Annotated in this window: 12 protein-coding genes and 4 pseudogenes; 5 read left to right on the top strand and 11 right to left on the bottom strand. The window is 39.9% G+C overall.

Annotated elements, in window-relative coordinates:
• Positions 1 to 279 (top strand): annotated as a pseudogene (locus RH40_RS20495) (hypothetical protein); the annotation flags it as partial.
• 116 nt (positions 280 to 395) lie between these two features.
• Here RH40_RS20495 and RH40_RS19970 read toward each other — a convergent pair.
• The gene (locus RH40_RS19970) at positions 396 to 1,601 is read right to left on the bottom strand and encodes an RICIN domain-containing protein (protein ID WP_039955090.1); all 1,206 of its coding nucleotides are present in this window, start codon (positions 1,599 to 1,601) and stop codon (positions 396 to 398) included.
• 506 nt (positions 1,602 to 2,107) lie between these two features.
• Here RH40_RS19970 and gad point away from each other — a divergent pair.
• Positions 2,108 to 3,802 (top strand): glutamate decarboxylase, encoded by a 1,695-nt coding sequence (gad, locus tag RH40_RS19965; RefSeq protein ID WP_009603546.1) that lies wholly within the window; start codon positions 2,108 to 2,110, stop codon positions 3,800 to 3,802.
• Between the two features lie 91 nt (positions 3,803 to 3,893).
• Here the strand turns inward: gad and RH40_RS19960 are convergent, their stop codons facing one another.
• From RH40_RS19960 to RH40_RS21340, 4 genes and pseudogenes are all read right to left on the bottom strand, one after another.
• Positions 3,894 to 5,303 carry a leukocidin family pore-forming toxin gene (locus RH40_RS19960; protein ID WP_009603545.1) on the bottom strand — a complete coding sequence of 470 codons (1,410 nt, stop codon included), beginning with the start codon at positions 5,301 to 5,303 and terminating at the stop codon, positions 3,894 to 3,896.
• Between the two features lie 4 nt (positions 5,304 to 5,307).
• Positions 5,308 to 5,805 (bottom strand): hypothetical protein, encoded by a 498-nt coding sequence (locus tag RH40_RS19955; RefSeq protein WP_009603544.1) that lies wholly within the window; start codon positions 5,803 to 5,805, stop codon positions 5,308 to 5,310.
• A gap of 560 nt (positions 5,806 to 6,365) precedes the next feature.
• Positions 6,366 to 7,016 (bottom strand): zinc-dependent alcohol dehydrogenase family protein, encoded by a 651-nt coding sequence (locus RH40_RS19950; protein ID WP_422636328.1) that lies wholly within the window; start codon positions 7,014 to 7,016, stop codon positions 6,366 to 6,368.
• A pseudogene (locus RH40_RS21340) lies at positions 6,996 to 7,193 on the bottom strand (alcohol dehydrogenase catalytic domain-containing protein); the annotation flags it as partial. The pseudogene RH40_RS21340 and the gene RH40_RS19950, both read right to left, overlap by 21 nt.
• Before the next feature lie 289 nt (positions 7,194 to 7,482).
• On the opposite strand from RH40_RS21340, the gene RH40_RS19945 reads away from it, so the two are divergent.
• On the top strand, positions 7,483 to 8,418 hold the full coding sequence (locus RH40_RS19945) for a LysR substrate-binding domain-containing protein (protein ID WP_009603541.1): 936 nt from the start codon (positions 7,483 to 7,485) through the stop codon (positions 8,416 to 8,418).
• 289 nt (positions 8,419 to 8,707) lie between these two features.
• Here the strand turns inward: RH40_RS19945 and RH40_RS21335 are convergent.
• The 3 genes and pseudogenes from RH40_RS21335 to RH40_RS19935 all read right to left on the bottom strand — a co-directional run.
• Positions 8,708 to 9,136 (bottom strand): annotated as a pseudogene (locus RH40_RS21335) (methyl-accepting chemotaxis protein); the annotation flags it as partial.
• Positions 9,137 to 9,244: 108 nt separating this feature from the next.
• Positions 9,245 to 10,012, bottom strand: a pseudogene (locus tag RH40_RS21330) (PAS domain-containing protein); the annotation flags it as partial.
• 260 nt (positions 10,013 to 10,272) lie between these two features.
• Positions 10,273 to 10,728 carry a GNAT family N-acetyltransferase gene (locus tag RH40_RS19935; RefSeq protein ID WP_009603539.1) on the bottom strand — a complete coding sequence of 152 codons (456 nt, stop codon included), beginning with the start codon at positions 10,726 to 10,728 and terminating at the stop codon, positions 10,273 to 10,275.
• A 644-nt stretch (positions 10,729 to 11,372) separates the two neighbouring features.
• On the opposite strand from RH40_RS19935, the gene RH40_RS19925 reads away from it, so the two are divergent.
• Positions 11,373 to 12,029, top strand: a complete 657-nt coding sequence (locus RH40_RS19925; RefSeq protein ID WP_009603538.1) for a hypothetical protein — start codon at positions 11,373 to 11,375, stop codon at positions 12,027 to 12,029.
• Between the two features lie 235 nt (positions 12,030 to 12,264).
• Here RH40_RS19925 and RH40_RS19920 read toward each other — a convergent pair whose 3' ends face one another.
• Positions 12,265 to 14,964 (bottom strand): AarF/UbiB family protein, encoded by a 2,700-nt coding sequence (locus RH40_RS19920; protein WP_009603537.1) that lies wholly within the window; start codon positions 14,962 to 14,964, stop codon positions 12,265 to 12,267.
• 379 nt (positions 14,965 to 15,343) lie between these two features.
• Between RH40_RS19920 and RH40_RS19915 the strand changes: the two genes are divergently transcribed.
• On the top strand, positions 15,344 to 16,570 hold the full coding sequence (locus RH40_RS19915; RefSeq protein WP_009603536.1) for a cytochrome P450 family protein: 1,227 nt from the start codon (positions 15,344 to 15,346) through the stop codon (positions 16,568 to 16,570).
• Positions 16,571 to 16,752: 182 nt separating this feature from the next.
• Here RH40_RS19915 and RH40_RS19910 read toward each other — a convergent pair whose 3' ends face one another.
• Entirely contained in the window at positions 16,753 to 17,700 is a 948-nt protein-coding gene (locus tag RH40_RS19910) for an ectoine utilization protein EutC (protein ID WP_009603535.1), read from the bottom strand.
• Between the two features lie 14 nt (positions 17,701 to 17,714).
• On the bottom strand, positions 17,715 to 18,671 hold the full coding sequence (locus RH40_RS19905; RefSeq protein ID WP_009603534.1) for a threonine/serine dehydratase family protein: 957 nt from the start codon (positions 18,669 to 18,671) through the stop codon (positions 17,715 to 17,717).
• Positions 18,672 to 18,757 lie beyond the last annotated feature (86 nt).

Here is an 18,757-nt window from a genome sequence, read left to right as displayed (position 1 = left end):
TCATCTAAATTGAAAATCGGTAACGAAGCATGTAAAGCAAGACAACTCGCCCTTTGGGAGCGTGCCACAGTGTCGATTTCATCGTCAAACAACTTGGTAAGAGTCGACTATTACGCTGCGTTATTTTCCTTGAACTCAACACTGTGGCATCGCTCTGAATCCTGCATTTTGAAGTCACTTGGGTATAGTGGTAAGTACTCGATTCGAATTGGTCATTACCGCGTATTTGCTCGCCGAGGCGCACAGAGCGACTATCGGTTTCATCTCGAAATCAAATAACAGTATGAGAAAGTTAGAACTAAGATCTGAGACACACTTATACTCTCGATATTAAAGGTGTGTGTCTCAATACTGGTTAATATATCCAAGTAACGTCAATATTTTAGGTTCAGCGATTAACGTCCAGTTTGAAATGAGCGTGTAGTGTCATTTGATACCTGAGTATTAAAATTTACCCTGTCTTTGCAACGACCGTAATGTTTGTACCCAGTAATCAAGCCTACAATATTGTTCTCATCTAATGGAGGATAAAATGACACATCAGCATAAGGCACATTTTCACAAGATGAAATGCGTTTATAATATTCAATAAATCCAAGATACTTTGATTTTAACGTCCAAACCCTTGGTGTTTTGTACGAACCAATTGGCGTCATTTTTCCACTGACGGTATCAGTGACAGTACCATGATAAATTCTGTCATTGGCTGGGTCTCGTGAAATAGTCATCACATACTTTCGCCCGTGTACCAAATCATGAGAAGCCGAGCAGCTCAAACCCTTCTCTCCATCAGCACCGTAATAGCATCTTTGGGTATCGATTATTTCCGAATCTCCCCAAATTGAAAAAGCAGCGAGACTCTTTCCATTTGGGCGCGGTCTTATCCCTATGTATCCCGTACTGCCATTGATAAAAGAATATTGCTGAGCGAAATAATAACCTGATGCGTCAGGGGCAGAATGAACCGTGAAAGGAAAGGATATTTCAGTCAATGCTTGCTTGGTTGTCTTCACTTTATAATTTACAGAGACCATTCCTCCCGGTGTTATCGGTGTCCTGTCTTTAATAACCCACTTCCTCATAGTTGAGTAATCACCAGTCCCAGTTGCATAACACTCACCAATAGTGGCATCTTTACTTTGTCGAGAGGTTCGCAAGCAGCTCATTGAGGGCTTACTTGTATCCAAGTTATACTTATTCTTCAGCTCGTAAGTCCCATTCCCTACTTCAGTCACTAACCACTTTTTCATGGTTGAGTAACCAGCACCATTGCAATCTCCAACCGACACATGATTTCTAGCATCGATCCTTAAACAGCTCCCTTGACCCGCATCTTGTTTATAGTGACTTTTTATCTGATATGTTCCATCACCTTTAGCAACCAGGATCCATTTTTTCATGGTGGAATAACCAGGTCCGTCACAAGCATCAACAGCAACATTACTATTCCTACTATTCGTTCGCAGACAACTCCCAGCCGGTATATCAAGTTTGTATTGACTTTCTATGCTGTATTCGTGGCCTGACACAATTTTTGCCGCGGCATCATTGCTAACTAAAGCCAATCCAAAAAAAGTAACAGCGCGTTTAATATCCATCATTCATTCTCCCTATTCTTTCGTTAGTGATATTGATAGAACAAGAAGAAATTAATTATTGATAATTATAAAACTAACTGAATTATGTAAGAAGAATGTAAATAGTCATTGGTGAGACACATCGACATTCTTTCTAGGATTTGAAGCTGGTACTTACAAGACTTCAAAATGCAGGATTCATTTAGGTATATTGTTTTTTCCCACATAATCCAATCAAATTAGCAGATGAGTCCTCTAATTTGTACAAATCACACGCTACTACTTAGCCATCTACCAGAGTTCGGGCCAAGATAAAATTTAACATAAGACATTGAATAAATTGATAATATCAATCCTAAGCCACAGTCATGATCAAACGCTCAATTTTTTAAGTAAGGTTTAGTGGTCCTCATCTTGTTTTGAGAGTGACACGAAAAATACGGTGAATTTCTCTATGTAAGTTTGAATGCTTACAGTCTCTTTTCTACGCTGAGTTGAATAATTTATTAAACAACGTCAGAGAGTTAGAAATGGGAAATAAAAACGATATCAAATTTCAAACCGCTAACACGCCCAACTATGGCCGCTGTTTATTCCGCGACCAAGCACCACAAGGTAAAATGCCTGTGATGGAACACGATCCACAAACCGTGTATCGATTTATTCGAGACGAGCTTCAACTGGACGGTAATCCAACCCTGAATATGGCATCATTTGTCACCACCGTCATGGACGAAGAAGCGAATCATCTGATTTCCGAAAACCTCGGCAAAAATTACATTGATGGAGAAGTATACAACCGCACATTAGAAATTGAGCAACGTTGTGTTCGCATGCTACTCGATTTATTTAACGCACCACATGATATGAAGTCAGCCGAAGAAATCGCTGCTGATATCACTACGCCAAGTGGCTGGGGAACGGTTGCGATTGGCTCATCTGAAGCATTAATGCTGTGTGCACTCTCCCATAAAGAGCAATGGAAGAAAAAGCGTAAGGAAAAAGGACTAAGCACGGATAAACCCAATATCGTCATTGGTTCAGATGTTCATATCACTTGGGTGAAATACGCACAGTACTTTGATGTTGACATCAAATGGGTTCCAATTAAAGAAAGCACCAACTACGTTGTAACCGCTGAAGAAATACGCGACCACGTTGATGAAAATACCACGTGTGTGGTTGCTGTTATGGGAACCTCGTATACCGGACAGAACGATCCTGTTGAAGCGATAAATCAAGTGCTAGTCGATATCAAAAATGATGATAAAAAAGGCTGGGATATTCCATTGCACGTTGACGCAGCCAGTGGTGGATTTATCGAACCCTTCCGCGACCATAGCGATGTACCTGAATTGAATTGGGACTTTAAACTTGAGCAAGTTAAAACCATCAATGTTTCTGGTCACAAATTCGGGCTGGTTTACCCAGGCGTTGGTTGGGCACTATGGAAGAATTTTCATGAAATCCCCAAAAAGCTCTTCGTAACCACAAATGTGCTCGGTTTCGATGAATCAACCTATAGCCTCAACTTTTCAAGAGGTAGTTCCATGGTTCTCGCTCAGTACTACAATTTTTTGCGTCTTGGAAAACATGGTTACAGTACGGTAATACAAAATCTAATGTCACTGGCACAAGATCTTTCCAGAGGCCTACAAGCTCTCCGTTTAACCGTCACCGAACAAGACAAAGCCGCCAATAGCGGGGAAAAAGTAATTATTGAGAATCAACCGATTTTCAATATCGTCAACGATTCACAATACTTTCCAGCCTCCGTGGTTCGCTTGAATCTAACATCCCCAGATCAGCCGCTCACCCATGATGACATTAAAAATTACATCTACTCTGTTCATGATATTTCCGAAAAACTGAATCAATCAGGTTGGGTTGTTCCGGCCTTTACGATGCCTCTAGAGAAAAAGCCACCAACGCAGCAGCAAACTGAAGATACACCCAAAATCGCTGTTATGCGTATGGTGGTCAAAGAAGGGATTAGTCGCGATATGGTCAGTATACTTATCCAGAACTACATTGAGGCCATTGTTGGGTTAGAAGAGCAAGTAAGAGGCCTTAAAGACTCGTCTAAAACATACAAGGCAGTAGTAACATCGGATGCAGAGAGCGCTCAATCGTCTCATGATTTAGTCGTTAAGGCATGTTTAAAAGTCACCTATGCGCAGCAAAAGAAGAAACGCTGTCGAAGCATTGCTGAAGGCGCTAAATAAACTACCTTAATAGCTATAGATAGAGCGCCGATGATCCGACTGGTACTCAATTGAAAAATGGAAGGCAAAGCCTTCCATTTCGTTTATCGGTCTAAAGGTTGATTTTATGTAATCTCGGTTGCCATTTGGATTTGTTTGCCGCATCCATAGGCGCAACGCCAACCTTATTACCTTCGATGATGTTTAACACATAGGCCTTATCGGTGCCATCCACATATCGGCTAACCAATTGATCTTCTTTCCAATACCATTTTTGCGCAAGAGATTCTCCACAAAAATCAACGGTAACCGTTTTATCTGGCAGCACAGCTAGGCATCGTTCTGGGGCGACTCGACTTTTGTAGCGCTCTTTATCGTCCAATCCCCATACTTGATTCCAGTCTCCATGGCACTCCCAGCCACCAACCTCTACATCTCCATCATCATTGGTCCCATAGACATCTAGGCAGAAGTTGTTATCGCTAAGCGATTGAAGAGCGACATGCGCTTCGGGGGCAAACAGCGGATGATTCCAGTCCACGCTAACTTCAGTTGTAACTGTTGAAGAATTCGATGAGCCACCTCCTTTTTCGTATACGGAGAAGAGTGGTGATGGCATGATACTACCGAAGAGTACTTTGTAACCCACCTTAATACCTAACTCAAAAGTCGTAGTGCCTTTTTCTGAAACCGGTGCTTCGTATATGACTTCATAATTGGGCTTAAAGTTAGCGTATGAGATTGGGTTAAATTTGGACTTATCATATACCCAGCCACTTCCCCAGTGAGCCTTGGTAAAGTAACATCCAAGTTCTTGAGCTCTTAAATAATGACAATCATCGAAGCCCCGTTCAAAGGAAACCGAAAAGTCACTTAAAGAGGAGCTGTTGACTACTCGATAGTCCTTTGTTTCAAAAACTAACGTTTTCTCATTGGATATACTGAATGATCCGGAGACTTGGCCGCTAATCTTGGGTCCGTCCTTACCAACCTCAGCCCCTGCAGTACCATTAACACCAATATCGACACCATGCTTGTCACGGTGTTGATAGTTGGTATTAGTGTTGGCTGGAAAGTCTTTTACTTTTGTCGGAGTTGTTCCCTTAATTGGTTTGACCCACAAGTCGTAGTTGGTAGCAAAGGGTCCTATATAAGTACGACGATTTGCCCAGCTTTGAAACCAACTATGATCTTGCTTTAGCTCATCGACCAAGTGGATTCCGGTACCTCCACTATCCTCATCCACAATAAATCGAACAATTTTTGCATCAGGCGTTGTCTTACCATCCCCCGTTAATGAGGGAATAGAGCGCATCTGTTCGAGGGTCACACGAACAGCAATTGAGGCACTGGCATCACACCAATCCTGCGTTTCTTTATATTCCTCAGTCTTGGATAAGTTACATTTGATGTTCGAGCTGGTAATGTGGATCGTTTTTGAAATTATAGGGACATACTTTTCAGCCAATACATTCGTCGAGGCCGCTAATAGTGACAGTACAAAAATCGTAGAGTTTTTCATATTCTTACTCCCCAAAACCAAGACTTGTTAGACTATGAACCAAAGACTGTTTAATGCTGGCTAATTCGGCTTCGGCATTATTAATTGGGTGATTGTTTTCATCGACAACATCACTGACAATAGCATTTATAAAATCATCACCTTGATGCGTTCCTATAACAAGAATCGGGGCAGACATCCCCAATCCCGCAATACTCCTACTTCGTTCAATTTTCTCTTCTTCACTGGCAATCATGCTTAAATCAATAACCACAGTATCACCACTCAAGACATGAGATTTTGCTTTTTTGATCTGATCTTCTGAGGCTGTGCCAACATTGATGTATAGCAAGTCTTTGGGGGTTAAATCTCCAACGTAAACTTGAGTTGGTTGTTGAAAGTGATCAGCAATGGACTGTGATATTTCATTTTCTCCGCCCAGCATCTGTATATTAGCGGATGCTGTAGTAGCTAAGCATGAAAAAAGTACAATGGCAGATATTTTTTTTATATTAAATGTCATATTGTATATCCTATTGTATTTATGTTGTGTTAACTTTTAGAAGAATCCTTCATTTATTAACGAGCCCTAAAATCGTATAGAAATGAGACTCGTTAATGATTAGATATCACGTTATTTTTATAAAAAAAGTCAAAAGTATTGAATAAAGTTGAACGGGAGCATTCTTTTAAAATGGTATAAATTCGTTATTATTATGAATGTCACTTAATTTTAAAACTCACAGTAATGAATCATAAATGCATGATATATATAGCATTTAAAGTAACTTAATATAACTCTCTCACTTAAAACATTAATATTGTTATAAATAATACTAACGAAAGTATTGATTCTCTTTTATTAAGAGAGCAACATCCTGTATACACCGTTGCTTAAAATACATTAAAAAATATAAATTAAATTTACCGAGCGCAATTAGAGTAATAAATTATAAAATAGAATATAGATCACATACATAAAATTGAAGATGCTGGTTTCAAACCGTTTACCTGCCTGCAAGACAAGCCACTCTCGCTGAAACTAGCATCATGAGTTTAATTAAGTATGCGGTGCTAAGGATTTTAATTCACAATCACTATTTTTCCGAAATGGTTTGCGGCGCCCATTTTCTTGTAGGCTTTAGGTACATCTTCAAAACTAAAAACCTCATCGATAACAGGCTTGATGTTATGTCTAGAAATTTGATCAAGCATGTTCTCAAACATTTTTTTACTACCAACCATAATCCCTTGCAAACAAAGCTTTTTAAACAAAATCGGTAAAGGTGAGATGCCTTGATCCGCTCCAGCCTGCGCTCCAATAATGACGATTTGACCGTTAAAAGAAGACGCTTGCAAGGAATGGTTGAGTGTTTCAGGTCCTCCCGTTTCAATAATGAGGTTAGCCCCTTTATGCTCGGTTAAACGCATTACTTCCTTAGACCAATTAGGGTTAGTTCGATAATTAATAGCAAAATCGGCCCCCATCTTTTTTGCTCGGGCCAGTTTTTCATCACTGCTGGAGGTAATGATCACCTTTGCTCCTGCTGCCTTAGCAAACTGAAGAGCAAAAAGAGACACTCCACCGGTCCCCAAAGTGAGCACGGTTTGACCCGATTTTAATTGTCCTGTCTCCATAAGAGCATTCCATGCTGTTAAAGCAGCGCAAGGTAAAGTTGCTGCTTCCTCGTAGCTGAGAGATTGCGGGATTTTTATCAGAGCGTGCTCTGGCAATACAACTTCTTCAGCAAGAACACCATCGACCATACTTCCCAAAGCAATGGCGTTGTAAGTTAACTCACCATCAATCCAGTCGCGCCAAAACATATTCATCACTCGATCGCCAACACAGAGGTTATTGACTCCCTCGCCTATCGCGATAACCTCGCCTGCTCCATCCGAAAATGGTACAAAGCTCTGCTCTTTTACATCTTGATAAAAACCTTAGCAATATCCAAATCCCTTTTATTTATAGAGGTCGCATGAATTCGGACACAGACCTCACCTTTTTTAGGTTTTCTAGTGCTCACTTCATATTGCTGAATATCTAATTTGGCTTCGTTAGGGGTGACTTTCCAGACTTTCATTATTTTCTTTACCTTTAAAATGGCGATTAAGGGCAAAGTAATAAATTTCTGTACTTACTTCTAATTTATTGTTTGTATAAGACTCATAGATTTATGAATGTATTGAGAGATGGATGTCGAATCTGGATTTAAACCTTCTTGCCGTTTTTGATGCAATCATGTCAGAAGGATCAATTACTAAAGCAGCTTCAAAAGTGGGGATGACCCAACCCGCAGTCTCAAACGCAGTCTCTCGCATGCGTTTAGTCTGGAACGATCCTTTATTTATCAAAAGTGGGCGTGGCATTAAACCAACCCCAAAGGCTGAGGCTTTGTGGCAACAATTTCGCCAACCATTGCTTGATATACGTCAGATCGCGACTAACGAAAAGTTTGATGTTAAGACATCCGATCGTATATTCAGACTCGGCATCACTGAACCCTCAGTTGATATGATATTACGTCCTCTGCGGAGCGTTCTCGAGACAGAGGCAAGTCAGATACGGATTCACTCAGTCCCTATTTACGGTAATGCAGAGGAAATGCTGTCGGATGCTTCAATAGATATTGCTGTTGATTTTTATGCTGGCAATCTCAAGAAAATTCATTCCTCTCGATTGTTTAGCAATAGACTAGTTTGTGTGGTTCGCCGAGATCATCGACTGTTAAAGACGCTTGATACCAACGGAAAAGTCCCACTGAAACAGTATCTTTTAGAAGATCATCTGATAGTGTCTCTATCTGGTGAGCCGCAAGCAACAGTTGATGATGTCCTTACTCCACTTGGAGTAAAACGCAAAGTAGCAATGACGGTAAACTATTTCTCATCGATTCCTGTAATTTTGAAAGACAGTAACTTGGTTTGTGTGACCCCACAATCTGTTGTCGCAAGCTCTGTTCGTAATGGAGAACTTAGAGTAGTGCCTTTGTCATTCGATATTGAGCCTGCTCCTATATCACTTCTCTGGCACGATCGACAAGATAGAGACACCGGAAGTATATGGATGCGCCAACTTATTTCTAAGGTGACCAGTACTGAAACGGCCAAGTTAGCATCTTATTTCAGTTAGATTGAGTGCCTTGCTCGATAATCACCATTTCTTCAGAAAAACTTAGCGCAGGTATTTAAAATACAGGCAAGACAACAATGTTCAATTTAGTCATCTAAATTGAACATCTGTAACGACGCATGCAAAGCAAAACAGTTTTCCCTTTTGGAGCACACCACACTGCCGATTTCACCTCAAACAACTTGGTAAAAGCTGACCATTTCGCTACGTGATTTTCCTTAAACTCAGCACTGTGGTGGCATCACTCTGAGCCCTGCATTTTGAAATCACTTGAGTATATATGTCTTCATTAATTCCTACTCGCTGTCAACTGACCAACAGCAGAGCCAACATTTTCAGCTCCTTCATAAATTTCATTCATCGTTGATGAAACGCCCTCTATCCTAATATTAACATCTTCAGCAACTTGATTAACCTCAGCGATTGCGGAAGTGACTTCTGTAGTAATTGAGATATTTCTATCGACAACTTTACCAATCTCATTGGTGGACTCAGAGGTCCTTGAAGCTAATTGACGTACTTCGTCTGCAACCACAGCGAAACCTCGACCTTGTTCGCCAGCTCGCGCAGCCTCAATTGCTGCATTTAAGGCAAGAAGATTGGTCTGATCAGCAATACCACCGATTGTTTTAACGATTTCAGAAACATCCTCTGAGAGCGAAGCTAATTTTTCTACTTTAGCAATTGATTCAGTGAGGTTTAATACCATTTTTTGTGAGATACCGACCGTCTCTTCAAGAACTTGGTTACCTTTTCGTGCGACCTGAGAAGTTTGTATCGCTGTACTATGAGCAATGTTTGCAGCATCAGAAATTGCATGTTCACGCTCAACATCTTGAGTGATATCAGAAGCAAACTTAACAATTTTGTACACTTCCCCCTTGGCGTTACGAATTGGACTGTATGAGGCTTGTATCCATAAATTATCGCCTCGCTGCGTTTTTCGTAGAAATCGTCCGGAAAACGCATGGCCGTTACCAAGCTTCTCCCAGAAATGTGGATTTTCTCGATAAAAATCATCAAAGCAAAATATTTTGTGGTGTTGGCCGACGATTTGTTCAGCGGTATAGCCTAAGCCTTTGAGAAAGTTTTCATTAGCACCGATGATGGTACCGTCGTTCTCAAATTCAATGACGGCAAAATTTTGATTCAAAGCATCGATAATATCTTGTTGTGAACGAGCTCTTGTCACTTGTTTGGTCACGTCATTAGCAATTTTCATGACTCTTTCAACTTTTCCAGTACCATCAATAATAGGAAAATACGTTGCTTCAATGACCACTAAATCACCGACTTTGTTGTACCTTTCAAACGTACCTGACATCATTCTCCCTTGTGCAAGAGATGGCCAGAACTGCTTGTATTCATGGCTTTCAACATAATCTGAGTCACAAAATATACGGTGGTGTGATCCTTGAATCTCGCTCAATTCGTACCCCATTGCTTTCAAGAAATGATCGCTTGCCGATAAAATACCTCCTTGCGGATCAAATTCTATAATGGTCAATGACTGTCTAAGTGAATCGATAATGAAGTCATTCGTTGTAGGATTAAGATCCCTAGAGGTCTCAGATTTAGATTTAAAAAACCACATAATTCAATTCCAACTACACAAAATTGAAAATTAGTCTAGGGGCATAAGGTTCTGTGTTCAAATTAAGGTTAGGAAATTTTGATAACGATGCCAATAGAAGCCAAAAGTAGTTTGTCCTGACTATATTTTTGTTTTCAAATCATTACATTATATTTTTCACAAGCTTACGAAATCGCACTTCCCACATTCAGGCTTCGAACGAGTATCTTGCGTTACAACTCAAACATAGGTGTCTGGTTTCCATGGAGAGTACAAGTGTATTAGTTGACAATATTGCACTTCAAGGAAACAAAATGCTCATCACTTTCGACCGTATAATAGCCAAGGGATTGATAAAATCGGATTGCAGACTCGTTTCTCACAAAACTTGATAGGGTTATATGGCTACGACCTTGTTTATAAGCCAGTTGATGAACCGTATTCATAACTTCTTTGCCGAGTTTTTGATTCTGAAATTCAGGAAAAATAATAAGTAGATGAACGTGCAATGCATTATCATATGGCTTATAGCAAAGCACGCCAACTCTGCTATTTTCACTATAAACCCAATGGAACCAATGAGGTTTATAGTCTTTGCTTAGACGTTTTCGCTGAAATTCTTCACACCAGCCAAAGACCGCCTCAACATGAGAATAAAGTCCTTGCTTGACAGCAAAAAATAAGCTTTCAAATTCGTCATTTTTTATTTTTTCTAAACATATGTCTTTATATCCCATAAATTTATACCAAGTATTCCTTTTAAACTCACGATCAAACGCCGTACTTGCGCTTGGCTTGTACACACTTCCAGTAAAATATATTGTGGAAACGTAGATCCATACCAAAGACCACTCTATTGTCTTGTTAAATTTTAACAAGCAAAACGTTACCTAGGATATACATTAATACAATGAGAATCTATATATACCCAAGTAACCTCAAGATGCTATGTTCAGCGAGAATGGCTTGCTTTACAGGCAAGGCAACGATTTAAAAAGCCACATAGTTCGATTCCAAATACAAAGCATTGTAAATGAGGCTATGGCTAGAAGATTTTATGTTCAAATTAGGGTACAGAAGTTTAATGATGGTGCAAATACCTGCCGAAAAGAATGTATTATTTCCCTTATTTTAACTTCAATAAAATTATTGATTGATTAAACATCAAATTCATAAACCATTTGAAGATAAAATACAATGGTATATTACACGCTTGAATTTTAATTATAAATAGAGTTTGTTATTTCATAATTTAAATTAACGTCGTGTGTCACATTTTTTTATATTATTTACATATTGACTTTCATTTTATTCAAAGATAATTTTAATTCTCCACGTATTATTCACGAATATTATTAATTTTTATTATAGGGAAATAACCATGCTTAATAAGAGTATTTTGTGTACAGCACTCACTTGCTTTTCATTACTATCTCATGCGAATACAGGTGATATTAATAGCGAGATATCAGAAATTAATAGTGACCCCGTTAGGATATACTACTTCTTTAATAGCGGTGTTCATCCTTTTGAATATACTACCTACCATAGCTGGGGCTCAAATGCTCAATATTGTCGTATTCAAGGTGGAAGTTATAATAAGAGTGTTGCCGATTCAGGAAAGCAGAGGTTTAATGTCGCTTTTGGTAGACAAATGTGGGTGTTGACCTGCTTCGGTTCTATGGGTGACCAGGCAAGAAGCGTAAGTTGGACAAATAATCCCGGACGATTTGTAGCAGATGGTACCTTAGAATCATCTATTCTAAAAAAAGATGATTTAGTCAATAATTATAATATTGATTTGTCTGAATTAAACTTGGATCATGAATACTTTGATGTTGAGGTTGGTGACTTTGACTCTAACTCGTTTGATGATATCGCCATAGTTGATAAATATAGTAAAAAACTATATATCTATACCAGTGATGAAAATGGAACTTTAGAATTATCACATAAGCAAGATTCTGTCTCTTCATTTGATAAAATTGAAAGCTTAGAATTATACAATGGGAAATTAATTAAAGTTAATATTAAATAATATTATTTTTAAGTTTTTATCTGACTATTTTTAAAATTAATAGCATAATAAAAACAGAATTTATAATTGTATTTATAACTCTTATCCTTAATTTAAAGGCCCTGTATTGATAGAGGGCCTACTTTGAATATTTATAACCGCTAGTCACTATTTATAGGTGATAAGTCAGGAGGTATTAAAGACACACACCAACACGTAGCGTTCAAACGATGTGCGCCTTATTCTAGTCTTAACTTCATCTTCGCATTAGTTGCAAAATGTCACCATAAGCAAGCTGCACACTAGAAGCTTTGTGATCCTTTACAACCTTCATTATGACTTCAGAAAAATTCACTTCATCATGACTTTCAGATAAATAGTGATCAGATAATCTAATGGCTTCGTCCAGCCTTGGCTTAATTACCTCCAATGCTTCAGCAGGCAAACTATCTTTAAATTCTTCCATTTGACGAATAACATGTTGTTTAATTTCCCCAATACTGCCTTCAGTGATACCAGCAGTTACAGCCAAGGACCGAATCCGAGATTCTAGTTTGAGTATGGCTGTTTGATTGAGATCATTAACCTTGTCGATCGCGTTTTGTAACATCATTTGAGAGCGAGAAAAGTTTGATACCGTAGCTGGTATTTCGAGGCCCAATTCATTCGCCGCATTGAGAATTTTCATAATTCTCTCGCCGGGATCACTCACCATCTCCATGATCTCTCTAGTCTTTGAGGTCAGCATCTCACGCTTATCAACGATTTGCTCCCGCCCCTCATTGGACAATACTTTTTCATAATTGCGCACAAATACTTCGGTTGAGCCTATTCCTGCTGCAAGGACCATTTTAAAAACAGCTCTTCGTTGTACAAGAGACATCTGATCAGCATTGCCCATGTCAATTGCGGTTAACATACCCGTTGCATCGGAGTACATAATATTCCCTGAATGTAAATCTCCATGGTAAAAACCCGACCCAAAAATGCCCTCTTCAATCCATTTTGAAGCTAGGGCTTCAATACCTGAGGCCATTTTGGAACTGGTTGTATAACATGTACTATCGCTAGTACGTGGGTTCCAATTACCTATCTTGGTTTTTAGATCCTCAAAAGCATGTTTTACTGTTGTACCAGGCGCTTTTTGCAATACCATATATCCTTGAGAAGGAGGAACCTTTTCAACGAGTTTCATCGCACTTAAATTGTCGAACCCCTGATTGTATACTTGAGCCAAGCGGACATTATCAGCCTCCCTTTTTAGGTCCATTTCAACTTGAATTTGTTCAGCTATACCTTGGAAGGTCTTTAACATCCCTGGGAGCTTTTTAGCCTCTGCTTCAAAGAAATCGAGCTCTCGATCCGCTCGTAAACGTATCCCAGGGCGTAATAATTTGAGCACCACTTCCTGAGGTTCATCTCGATTTTTCCAATGGATATTTGCTAATACCGTTTCACCTACAGATGCAGCTCCGAGACTTCGAGAGATATTAATTTTGTCAATCGCTCCTCCGGATTTATCAATGATACCTGCCGTGATAGCCTTTACGATTTCCTTGTTGATTGGATTTAATCCTGTTTTTAGCTCATCGAGCGCAGCTTTTAAGTCACCCGTTGCGTTATCTCCGAATAGCTGCAAAACTTTTTGTAAATATGGGCCACCGCCTTTAAGGAGACTGACTAATTTCATTTCTTCGCTATCTTTGCTACCAGACTGAGTAAGGTAAGAAGACAACATCGCCCTTTTATCAACGACCGCTTGATTATCAAAATAGTGAGTAAAAATGTTTTTCAAAAAGGTTTGAAAATTGCCCTCTCCCAGATCTCCTAAACTCGCTAACAAATCAACACCACCAAGAGAGCGAAATTCAAAATTATCTAAGTGATTATCAATATTTTGTGATAACACGAAATAGGAGCTGGTAGGTAAGGAGGTTAATGCTATTGAGACAGTCGACTCATTTACCAGGCCCGCCGGAACCCTCAATTCGTCTTTAAGATCATCAAGTGTATTTTGTACAACGTTACTTAGTCCCAAAGGTAGGCCCGCTTCTTGAAGCATAGCAGGCTGAGAATAGATACGAGCGAGCAAACCTGCATTGTCCACAAGAACACTTTTAAGCCGAACGCCAGGATCTGTGGTGTCATTTTGCCAAGATTTTTCTGGTAAAAAGATTTCCGCAAGTAAAGTGCGTATTTGCTTCTCATCAGAAGATTGCCTAGATCGTTCGACTTCTCTTGCATCAATGTTACTAACGTAGTTAATTTTTTCTCGTTCTGATAAAGGTTTCTGTTGCCAACCCTTTATTAACTCTAAACACTCGCTATCTAATAAGTTGGCTTTTTTACCCTGTAGCCCATCAATTTCACTCTCAATCTCATCTTTAGAAAGATGCCCTTCAACTAAACTTACGCAGGCCTCAACGAGTTGTTCAGTATCAAGGTGATCAAATTTGTGCAAATGCGTTTTCGACTCAAGATAAGCGATCGCTAAAGACCTTTGAGTACCAGTACCGTCTTGTAAAGCTCGTTTAACCGTATCTTTTCCATACGCCCCATCTTTAAGTACAATTTCTCTCTTAAGGTTTTCTCTCACTTCTCCAATCAATTTATCTTTGATTGTTGCTGATTCCTCACCAAATTTAACCTCAATGTTGTTTCCTTGCGGTCGAACGCTAATGACTCCATCTTTATAAGGAATATCGAAGCCTGATTCTTGGTGAGGCATACTCTGTAGTCCTTGGAGCAAGGTATCCGCCAATTCCGTAAATTCACGTTGCTGTCTGGATTTACTGTAAGCGTGGTAGGCTTCAAACGCAACGGCCCCAACACCGCCAGTCAACAGGCCAACAATCGCTTCCACAACAATGCTAGCTGTCGAGCGCTGATATTCACTCGCTTTGATCGCCATATCGTTATCAGCGGACAAACCTCTTTGTAAAAGTTCAACGGTCATAATTAACTCCTACCTCTCTATCAAACAATAATGATAGGAGTGTAATCAACCTATGAAATTTACTCTTTTTAAAAACAACAATCATTACAGCAAACTGGTCTAATCAGATTTTGTTATTGGTCATATTGATCTTAAAGCCAGAAAAACACAGACCTTCGTCAAAGATAAAATCATACATAACACTATGAATTAGCTGTTATTTTTATCTATTTTTCTAAAAGTCATCATTAGCCTCAATTTAGACAAAGGACCTCTCATTTTTAGACTTTGCACGTACTTTTTCTCTCTTAACCGAACAGAAGTACTTTTTAGGCTCTAACAGCATCAGGCAAACTACCCCAAATCAATATACAGCCAAACACATAAAAAGGAGAATAAAATGGAAGACACACAAGCCATCTCTTACTACAGCCCTACCTTTTACCAAAACCCCTATGAGAGATTTCAGCAATTTATAGAAAAAGGGGAAATACACCGCGTCAAATTTCCCAGTGGTGTTTATGGCTGGCTTGTTACAGGATATGACGCCGCAATCAAAACACTAAAACATCCAAATATACGAAAAAGCCACAAAGTAGGTAATGCTCAGTGGAGTAAACTTGCCTCTGTTATGCCTGAACCACAACACACAAGATTACAGCAACATTTATTACATCAGGATCCACCCAGACACACAGAGATGCGCTCTTTGATTATGGAAGCTTTTTCATCTTCTAGAACTGAGCAATTTCGCGATAAAATTACGACCATCGTTCATCAGCTCATAGAACCTTTGATAGAATCCGGAGAGTGCGATTTGATTGCTGACTTCGCACTGCCAATGCCCTTTCTAGTCTTGAGCGAAGTTATAGGTCTTTCAGAAAAGCACCGTAAGCAATTTAAGCCAGAGTGGTGTAAAGCTGTACAGCCACTATCTCCCAATCATCCTGGACGCGCTGGGTACCTAAATTTATTAGATGAATTAGAATCTTATATAGAAAACATCATCATTGAGTCTCGTGGTGGTGATTCCGATAGACTAATTGTCCAACTCATATCGGCACGCGACAATAACAAACTCAGCCATGATGAGCTTACATCGATGTTATTTCAGTTACTGGTCGCTGGTCAGGAACCTGTAACAAATCAGATCGGTAATGCGATACTTGCCCTTTTGGAGCACCCTGAACAGCTCGAAGCTCTAAAACAAGACGCCACAAATATGGATAATGCTTTGACTGAATTACTTCGCTACGATGGATCATTTGCATTCACAACATGGCGTTTTTTTAACCAGGAAACTGAGTGGTTAGGACAAACAATCCCTGCTGGTGAAACCATTATTGTTGCACTCAACGCTGCAAATCATGACCCTGCAAAATTTAGTTGCCCTCATCAACTCAATTTCAATAGAAAACGGAATAAATCTCTGTCATTTGGTTACGCGAACCATTTCTGTCCAGCGATGCCATTAGCTCGGCTAGAACTAGAAATAAGCATCCGCGCAATTTTACACTATCTACCAAATATCCAATTAGCCTGTGATATAAAAGAGCTCGATTGGATAAACGCAGTCCTAACGCGTGGCTTGCATGCTCTTCCTGTGACATACACCTCAGAACTATAGCTCTTTGTAATTGTGTTCCCGTTTTGTTGGTTTAACACCGGGAACATAATCTCGTCTCGTCTAGGCATCAGGTTTGGTTACTTGGGTATGTTAGGCATTTTCTTCATATAACCAACCGTTTAGCCACATCTAAATACGGCTAAGAATATATTCAAGTGGCTCCTGCAGGTTTTAAACTGACCCTAACCAGAAACTTTCGCCAAACAATACTCAGAAATCGCCAAATCTAATTTCGCGATACCCGTTAAATCGCAAATTATCAGGCCGCTAAGTGTCCTACTATCAATGTTATCTAATGTAACTGGCTTTATGGCTTGTTCAATCGTCTCTTTGGAAAAACCTTTTAACTCTCCCAAAGTTGATGATTGGTCGATATCGTCGCATACCCAAAGGTCGCTCTCCATTATCAGGGTCTCTTCAAGCTCACGCTTATCAACACTGTCAGATCCTATTGCTACAATAAGCCGGTCTCGGTGTTGGCCTGCAGCCAAAATAGCATCTCTACGAATTACTGGCGTGCGGCTGGTCGTTGTCGTAATCACCAAATCTGCATCAGCCAGCCCAGAGTTCCCCTCGGTGTAACAAGTCACCTTGACATGATGGGTCTGTTCCGCCCAATCAGAAAATGACTTTAAGCTCTCTTTGTTTCTGCCCAAGCAACGGATATGCTTTGGTTGCCTAACTAATAACAAAGCCGAAAGTTGCATTCTTGCTTGCCGCCCTGTTCCTACAATGGTAGCGACATTAATATGCTCTGGAGCGAGTTGATCAACAGCGTAACCTCCTGCTGCAGCCGTACGAATCTGAGTAAGGTAGCCATTATCGGCAAGAACAGCACATAGCTGGCCGGACTTCGCGTCATATAAAGCATTCATGCCTTGGGTTTGAGATACACCCTTATCACCTAGACGATAGTTCCCAGCCATTTTTACTACAAAATGGTGATTGTCTGCTGAGTAAAATGACTTTACACACAGTAAACCATTTAAAGGGTCTAACATCATCTGCTGAACTGGAGGCTGGCAAGAAAATCTGCTATCTGTGCTACAAAATGTGTCTCCAATGACATCGATCACTTCACGAGTAAGCGTCACCAGTTTACGGATTTTAGGTTCGTTTAATACAATCATGGTCACTATTACCTCTAAATCTTGACTGAGAAATCTCGATTGCGGCCACTGGCTGCACAAATAATATTTTTACCTGCATACCGTTCAACATCAGCGAGTGCTGCAGCGAGAGCGATTGCGCCACAGGGTTCCGTCGCTAAGCCCAAATAGGATTGTAATATCTTCATGGACGCCTTGACCTCATCATCAGAGACAGCAATAAAACGACTTACATTTTTTTTGACAATTGGCCATGTTAATTCACCTGGCATCGGGTGTGGTGGAAGAATTGCATCACAAAATGAGGAACCTGTCTGTGGAATATGAGTGCGTTCTCCTTTGAGAACCGAATAATGCCAAGGTCTTGAAACCTCAGATTCAACACCAATAACTTCACAATCTGGAAAAGCCTTTGCTAACGCGATTGAAATACCAGCAATGTAGCCTCCCCCAGAGGCTGGCACGTAGCAATAATCAGGGGTAATCCGGCGATGATGACAATAATCCACGATCTCTAGGCCGCTGGTTCCTTGCCCGGCAATCACTTCGGGATGATCATAAGGTCGAATCAGTGTCATTCCTTTTTCACTTTGATATCGCTCAGCTAATCTCTCTCTGGTCTCAGTTTCTGGGTCAAATAATATAACCTCAGCCCCTAGGTCTCGCGTATTTTTAACTTTTATTGCGTTGGCTGTTTTAGGCATGATGATGACACTATCTACTCCGAATAATTGACTAGCATACGCCACAGCTTGAGCGTGATTTCCGGTTGAAAAGGCAACCACACCCGCATCTCTTTGTTTATTCGATAAGCAATAGATAGCGTTAATAGCACCACGCAATTTAAAAGCACCTGTAGGACACAAACAATCGGCTTTTACTAGTACTTTTCCCTGAACCAACTTATCAAGTAATAGTGATGACAACATTGGGGTTGGATCCATATAGGGTGCAATATTGTAATGTGCTTCATTCAACATTTGGTCATTCACACAGCTTCTCCTTGCCTACTTCAAGCGCGCAAGCCTTTTTACAAAAATGGCTCAACGACAAATAAACCTTATCTGTATTCACTCGC

Source organism: Vibrio caribbeanicus ATCC BAA-2122 (assembly GCF_000165125.1).
In the GTDB taxonomy this organism is placed as follows: Bacteria; Pseudomonadota; Gammaproteobacteria; order Enterobacterales; family Vibrionaceae; genus Vibrio; species Vibrio caribbeanicus.
Note: the sequence above shows the minus strand (reverse complement) of the source record. Positions and strands in the feature narration are given on the sequence as shown.